We start from the raw sequence: 7,129 nt of genomic DNA, 5'->3' as shown, positions 1-7,129 counted from the left end.
TCTACGAGGTGATACCGATCTGGTAGAGCCACCCCATGGGTGGCTGCGCGCGGTGTCGGAACGAAGAGCAGCCACGCATGGCGTGACTCTACGAGGTGATGCCGATCTGGTAGAGCCACCCCATGGGTGGCTGTCGCGCGGTGCCGGAACGAAATGCAGCCACGCGTGGCGTGGCTCTACGAGGTGATACCGATCTGGTAGAGCCACCCCATGGGTGGCTGCGCGCGGTGCCGGAACGAAGAGCAGCCACGCATGGCGTGGCTCTACGAGGTGACGCCGATCTGGTAGAGCCACCCCATGGGTGGCTGCGCCTCATGCGTCGTGGAGCTGTACCGGCTTCTTCCAGAAGCGCCAGCGCTGGCCCTTGTCGATCTCGAAACGCACGCCGTCCTCGAAATCCAGCACCAGCCGCCGCAGTTCGCCGCGCTGCACGGCCGACAGCAACGGTCGGATCGCGTCATTGCCGAGCTGTTCCAGCGAGCGCAGCTGGCGCAGGTCGACGAGGGCGTCCACCTGCTGTTCGTTGTCGACCTGCAGCCCGGCGGCCTTGGCCAGGGCCTGCAGCAGGGCCTCGCGGCTGCGCACCTGGGCGTGCGCGGTGCGCACCGACTGCGGCCGCTCGCCGCCGCCCCAGAACCACAGCGAATTGATCGCGCGCTTGCCGTCGGCCACGCGCTGCTGGTTCCAGTCGTGGGTATGCAGCACCACCTGCGCTTCGGTCAGCAGGGCCCGCCAACGGCGCCCCGCATCGCCTTCGGGCAGGTGCGCGAACAGATCGTCGCCGAGCACGTCATCGGGGCTGTGGAAGTCCGGCAGCGAGGTTCCCGGCGGCAGGCGCAGGTACCAGCGCGACGGCACCGGAGCATCCAGGGTGAAGCCGAACCCGGCAAACAGCGGCTGCAGCGCCGGCAGCAGCCGAGCCACATCCTCCGCATCGGGCCGCAGCGTGTCGCCGTGACCCATCATCCGCGCGCCCTGCATGTCCGGCACCACATTGGCCGGATCGGCGCGCAGCCACACCGCATCGCCGGCATCGCCGACGTCCAGCTGGCGGGTCAGTGCGGCCACCGGCCAATGCGCCGGCTGCAGCTGGAAATGCCGCTGCAGCTGGGCACGCTCGCCCACGTCGACGCTGCTGCGCTCGGCGCGCCCGAGCGCCTTTGCCACGTCGTCGGGCAAAGGCGCGGCCGGGAAGCGGCTGCGCGCCGGCAACAACAACGTCGCCGTGGCCATGTCAGTCCAGGTACTGGACGCTGACGATTTCGTACTCGCGCTGGCCGGCCGGAGCGTCGATGGTGACCGCATCGCCTTCCAGCTTGCCGATCAACGCACGCGCCAGCGGCGAGGAGATCGCGATCAGGCCGAGCTTGATGTCGGCCTCCAGGTCGCCCACGATCTGGTAGCGCTTCTCTTCATCGCTTTCCACGTCCGACAGCTCGACGGTGGCACCAAACACCACCTTGCTGCCGGCGTTGAGCTTGGTGATGTCGATGATCTCGGCATGCGAGAGCTCGCCTTCCAGCTGCTTGATGCGGCCTTCGATGAAGCCCTGCTCTTCTCGCGCGGCGTGGTACTCGGCGTTCTCCTTGAGATCGCCGTGCTCACGCGCTTCGGCGATCGCCGCGATGACCTTGGGGCGCTTGACCGACTTCAGGTGGTCAAGCTCTTCGCGCAGACGCTGCGCGCCCTTCAGGGTGATCGGTGCTCTCATGCGTTCAACTCCTTGTGCAGTTCCTGCAGCGACCAGACCGGGCCGGTACCGCGGAATTCCAGTGAATGCACCAGCGCCTTGGCGCCGGCAATGGTGGTCGAATAGGTGACGCGGTGCTGCAGCGCCTCGCGACGGATCGAGAACGAGTCGTTGATCGCCGCGCGACCTTCGGTCGTGTTGACGATATACACGATCTCGCCGTTCTTGATCGAATCGACGATGTGCGGGCGGCCTTCGACGACCTTGTTGACGATCTCGCAGTCCATGCCGTGCTGCTGCAGCCACGCGCCGGTGCCACGGGTGGCGACCAGGGTGTAGCCCCGCTCCAGCAGGGCCTGGGCGACCGGCAGCACGCGCTGCTTGTCCGGGTCACGCACCGACACGAAGGCCTTGCCCAGCGGCGGCGCCTTGATGCCGCCGGCTTCCTGCGCACGCGCGAAGGCGGCGCTGAAGCTGCGGCCCACGCCCATCACCTCACCGGTGGAGCGCATCTCCGGCCCGAGGATCGGATCGACGCCCTGGAACTTGGCGAACGGGAAGATCGCTTCCTTGACCGAGTAGTAATCCGGCACGATTTCCTTGGTGGCGCCCTGTTCGGCCAGGGTCTTGCCGGCCATGCAGCGCGCGGCGATCTTGGCCAGCGCCATGCCGGTGGCCTTGGACACGAACGGCACGGTGCGCGACGCACGCGGGTTCACTTCCAGCAGGTAGACGATGTCTTCGCCGTTCTCGCCGGCCTGGATGGCGAACTGGGTGTTCATCAGCCCGACCACGTTCAGGGCCTTGGCCAGCTCGACCACCTGGCGGCGCAGCTCGGCCTGGGTTTCGGCCGACAGCGAGTACGGCGGCAGCGAGCAGGACGAATCGCCCGAATGCACGCCGGCCTCTTCGATGTGCTCCATCACGCCGCCGATCAGCACGTTGCCGTCCTTGTCGGCAATGATGTCCACGTCCACTTCCACCGCGTTGTCCAGGAAGCGGTCCAGCAGCACCGGCGAATCGTTGGACACCTTGACCGCATCACGCACGTAACGGGCCAGATCGGATTCGCCGTAGACGATTTCCATCGCGCGGCCACCCAGCACGTAGCTCGGGCGCACCACCAGCGGGTAGCCGATCTCGCGCGCCAGCAGCAGCGCCTCCTGGTCATTGCGGGCGATGCGGTTCGGCGGCTGCTTCAGGCCGAGCTTGTCGACCAGCTGCTGGAAACGCTCGCGGTCTTCGGCCAGGTCGATGGAGTCCGGCGAGGTGCCGATGACCGGCACGCCATTGGCTTCCAGCGCGCGCGCCAGCTTCAGCGGGGTCTGGCCGCCGTACTGCACGATCACGCCCTTCGGCTGTTCCAGCTCGACGATTTCCAGCACATCTTCCAGCGTCAGCGGCTCGAAGTACAGGCGGTCGGACGTGTCGTAATCGGTGGAGACGGTTTCCGGGTTGCAGTTGACCATGATGGTTTCATAGCCATCCTCGCGCAGCGCCAGTGCCGCGTGCACGCAGCAGTAGTCGAACTCGATGCCCTGGCCGATGCGGTTCGGACCGCCGCCCAGGATCATGATCTTGTCGCGGTTGCTCGGCGCCGCTTCGCACTCGTCCTCGTAGGTCGAGTACAGGTAGGCGGTGCTGGTGGCGAACTCGGCGGCGCAGGAATCCACGCGCTTGTACACCGGGCGCACCTTGTGGGCACGACGCAGCGCGCGCACGGCCGCTTCGTTGGTGCCGGTCAGTTCGGCCAGGCGGGCGTCGGAGAAGCCGGCGCGCTTGAGCTTGCGCAGGCGCACCGCGTCCAGCGCGTCGATGCCGTCGGCGGCGACCTGCGCTTCGGCCTGGATGATTTCTTCGATCTGGTCCAGGAACCACGGGTCGATGTGCGACAGCGCGAACACGTCTTCCACGCTGAAGCCGGCGCGGAACGCATCACCGACGAAGAACAGGCGCTCCGGGCCCGGGGCCTTGAGCTCGCGCTTGATGGTGGTGATGTCGTCTTCGTTGGACAGGTCCAGGCCGGTCGGGTCCAGGCCGATCTTGCCGGTTTCCAGGCCACGCAGCGCCTTCTGCAGCGATTCCTGGAAGGTGCGGCCCATCGCCATCACCTCGCCCACCGACTTCATCTGGGTGGTCAGGCGCGCGTCGGCGGCCGGGAACTTCTCGAAGGCGAAGCGCGGGATCTTGGTGACGACGTAGTCGATCGACGGCTCGAACGAGGCCGGGGTCAGGCCGCCGGTGATTTCGTTCTTCAATTCGTCCAGGGTGTAACCCACGGCGAGCTTGGCGGCGACCTTGGCGATCGGGAAGCCGGTGGCCTTGGAGGCCAGTGCCGAGGAACGCGACACGCGCGGGTTCATTTCGATCACCACCACGCGGCCGGTGGTCGGGCTGATGCCGAACTGCACGTTCGAGCCGCCGGTATCCACGCCGATCTTGCGCAGCACGGCGATGGAGGCATCGCGCAGGCGCTGGTATTCCTTGTCGGTCAGGGTCTGCGCCGGGGCCACGGTGATCGAGTCACCGGTGTGCACGCCCATCGGGTCCAGGTTCTCGATCGAGCAGACGATGATGCAGTTGTCGGCGGTGTCGCGCACCACCTCCATCTCGAATTCCTTCCAGCCCAGCACCGACTCTTCCACCAGCACTTCGGTGGTCGGCGACAGTTCCAGGCCGCGGGTGACGATGTCGATCAGCTCTTCGCGGTTGTAGGCGATGCCGCCACCGCTGCCGCCCAGGGTGAAGCTCGGGCGGATGATGGTCGGATAGCCGACGCGGGTCTGGATCTCGATCGCTTCTTCCAGCGTGTGCGCGACCGCAGCGGACGGGCACTCCAGGCCGATCTCGCCCATGGCCACGCGGAACAGCTCGCGGTCTTCGGCCATGCGGATCGCATCGCGCTTGGCGCCGATCAGTTCGACGTTGTACTTCTCCAGCACGCCGTTGTCGGCCAGGTCCAGCGCGCAGTTCAGCGCGGTCTGGCCACCCATGGTCGGCAGCAGGGCGTCGGGCTTTTCCTTGGCGATGATCTTCTCGACCGTCTGCCAGTTGATCGGCTCGATGTAGACCGCGTCGGCCATTTCCGGGTCGGTCATGATGGTGGCCGGATTGCTGTTGACCAGCACCACGCGGTACCCCTCGTCACGCAGGGCCTTGCAGGCCTGGGCGCCGGAGTAGTCGAACTCACAGGCCTGGCCGATGACGATCGGGCCAGCACCGATGATGAGGATGGTTTTAAGGTCAGTGCGCTTTGGCATTGTCTTCTCTAAGTCAGTACAGCGTGTCGGGGGGTGATCGCACGCTGTCGATCAGGAAATTTCGTCGGGTTTCAGCGCGATCCGGCACTGGTCCTGCAATCCTTGGCTCAGCCGCACCGCCATTTCGTCGGGCGCGCGCACTGCATCGAAACCGTCGTTGAGTCGCTTGAAGGACGTACTACCGGTAAAGGCCTCGAATCCGGCGGCATACGCCTCGTTCTTGACATCGATAGACGCGTCCGCCGCCGACTCCGGAACTGCGCCGGTGAGGATCAGGTAGCCCTTTCCGGACTGCGTGGCCAGGAAGCGCGACCAGTCCGCGACGACCGCATCACCGTCCTCGCCAAGGCTGCTGATCAAAGACTGGCGCACATGACCGTAGAAAAACGACTGGATGGAGGCGTGCGCGCACTGGCGATCACTTTCGGCCAGCGCGTTGAGCGTTGGCAGCTCCGCGACCATCATCGCCGCCGACGAGGCACCGAGCGAGCCCTTGTTCAACGTCTGCAGCAACGCGTCCACCTCGGCAGCGGCGGCCGGGGCGGCCTGTGCCGCGCCGGGGGCGCAGCACAACAACAGCAGCAACGCGGCGCGCTGGGTCACGCCTTGGCCTCCGCCATCAGGGTCACGAAACGGTCGAACAGCGGGCTGACATCGTGCGGGCCCGGCGACGCTTCCGGATGGCCCTGGAAGGAGAACGCCGGCACGTCGGTGCGCGCGATGCCCTGGTTGGTGCCGTCGAACAGCGAGCGGTGGGTGACCCGCAGGGTGGCCGGCAGCGAGGCTTCGTCAACCGCGAACCCGTGGTTCTGCGAGGTGATCATCACCCGGCCGGTATCCAGGTCCTGGACCGGATGGTTGGCGCCGTGGTGGCCGTGGCCCATCTTCACCGTCTTCGCGCCGGAGGCCAGGGCGAGCAGCTGATGGCCCAGGCAGATGCCGAAGGTCGGCAGCTTGCGGTCCAGGAAGGTCTTGATCGCCTCGATCGCGTAGATGCACGGCTCCGGATCGCCCGGGCCGTTGGACAGGAACACACCGTCCGGGTTGAGCGCCAGCACGTCGGCGGCCGGGGTCTGCGCCGGCACCACGGTGATGTCGCAGCCGCGCTCGGCCAGCATGCGCAGGATGTTCAGCTTGGCGCCGAAATCGTAGGCCACCACCTTGTACGTCGGCGCGGCGCTGACGAACTCGTTGTTGTCCAGGTCCAGCTGGCCTTCGGTCCACGGGTAGGACTTGTCGGTGCTGACCACCTTGGCCAGGTCCATGCCCTTCAGGCCGGGGAACGCGCGGGCCGCTTCCAGCGCCTTCTCCACACTGATGCCGTCACCGGCCATCAGCGCACCGTTCTGGGCGCCGCGCTCACGCAGGATGCGGGTGAGCTTGCGCGTGTCGATACCGGAAATGGCCACCACGCCACGCTGCAGCAGCCAGTCCTGCAGCGACACCTGGCTGCGCCAGTTGCTGGGACGGCGCGGAACGTCGCGCACGATCAGGCCGGCCGACCACACCTTGTGGGCTTCGTCGTCCTGGTCGGTCATGCCGGTGTTGCCGATATGCGGGTAGGTCAGCGTGACCATCTGCCGGGCGTAGGAAGGATCAGTCAGCACTTCCTGGTAACCGGTCATGGCGGTGTTGAACACCACCTCACCGACGGACAGGCCGGGCGCGCCTACGGATTCGCCCTCGAATACGGTGCCGTCTTCGAGGACGAGGATTGCGGCTTGGGTCACGGAATTCTCACTTTGGCTACCGATGGGGTCACCGAAGTCACGCCGCGCGGCACGCTGAAAAGCGGCTGCAAAAAAGCGCGGACTGCGGTGCGGGACCGGTCCGGCTGTCGTGATTCGGCGAGCGGGAATTGTAAAGGCAAGGGGCGTGCGATGCCAGCGTTTGCATGCATTCGCTGGCGTACGGCCGTGACGGGCCCGCCCGGGGTTCAGGCAGCGGGCCCTGCCCTGTTCAACCTTGGCGGTGACGCCGGGGCCTGCTCAGGCCGCCCCGGAGGGCCGCAGATCAGCCGCCGAGGGCGGGCGTGGCCCCGGCCAACAGGTCGCGGACCCGGTAGCTGCCCGGCGCGCGCCCATTCAGCTGGGTGGCGGCGAACAGGGCGCCACGCGCGAAGATATCGCGGTTGGTGGCGCGGTGGGTCAGCTCGATGCGCTCGCCCAGCCCGGTGAAC

At 66.8% G+C, this 7,129-nt stretch carries 6 protein-coding genes; all 6 read right to left on the bottom strand.

Going from position 1 to position 7,129, the window contains the following annotated elements:
* Window positions 1-312: 312 nt before the first annotated feature.
* The gene (locus RTO53_RS17595; protein WP_312239012.1) at window positions 313-1,233 is read right to left on the bottom strand and encodes a phosphoglycerate mutase; all 921 of its coding nucleotides are present in this window, start codon (window positions 1,231-1,233) and stop codon (window positions 313-315) included.
* A gap of 1 nt (window position 1,234) precedes the next feature.
* Window positions 1,235-1,699, bottom strand: a complete 465-nt coding sequence (gene greA / locus RTO53_RS17590) for a transcription elongation factor GreA (protein WP_026069738.1) — start codon at window positions 1,697-1,699, stop codon at window positions 1,235-1,237.
* Between the two features lie 8 nt (window positions 1,700-1,707).
* On the bottom strand, window positions 1,708-4,950 hold the full coding sequence (gene carB / locus RTO53_RS17585) for a carbamoyl-phosphate synthase large subunit (protein WP_312239011.1): 3,243 nt from the start codon (window positions 4,948-4,950) through the stop codon (window positions 1,708-1,710).
* Window positions 4,951-5,001: 51 nt separating this feature from the next.
* Complete coding sequence (locus RTO53_RS17580; protein ID WP_312239010.1) at window positions 5,002-5,553, bottom strand: hypothetical protein; 552 nt, start codon at window positions 5,551-5,553, stop codon at window positions 5,002-5,004.
* Window positions 5,550-6,680 carry a glutamine-hydrolyzing carbamoyl-phosphate synthase small subunit gene (gene carA, locus RTO53_RS17575; RefSeq protein ID WP_312239009.1) on the bottom strand — a complete coding sequence of 377 codons (1,131 nt, stop codon included), beginning with the start codon at window positions 6,678-6,680 and terminating at the stop codon, window positions 5,550-5,552. Before carA ends, RTO53_RS17580 begins: the two co-directional genes overlap by 4 nt.
* A gap of 283 nt (window positions 6,681-6,963) precedes the next feature.
* Window positions 6,964-7,129, bottom strand: a 166-nt coding sequence (locus RTO53_RS17570) for a dihydrodipicolinate reductase C-terminal domain-containing protein (protein ID WP_312239016.1), incomplete at its 5' end; no start/stop codon positions are given.

This window comes from Stenotrophomonas sp., assembly GCF_031995405.1.
GTDB lineage: Bacteria > Pseudomonadota > Gammaproteobacteria > Xanthomonadales > Xanthomonadaceae > Stenotrophomonas.
The sequence above is the reverse complement of the archived record's forward strand: the minus strand, read 5'-3'. Positions and strand labels throughout refer to the sequence as shown.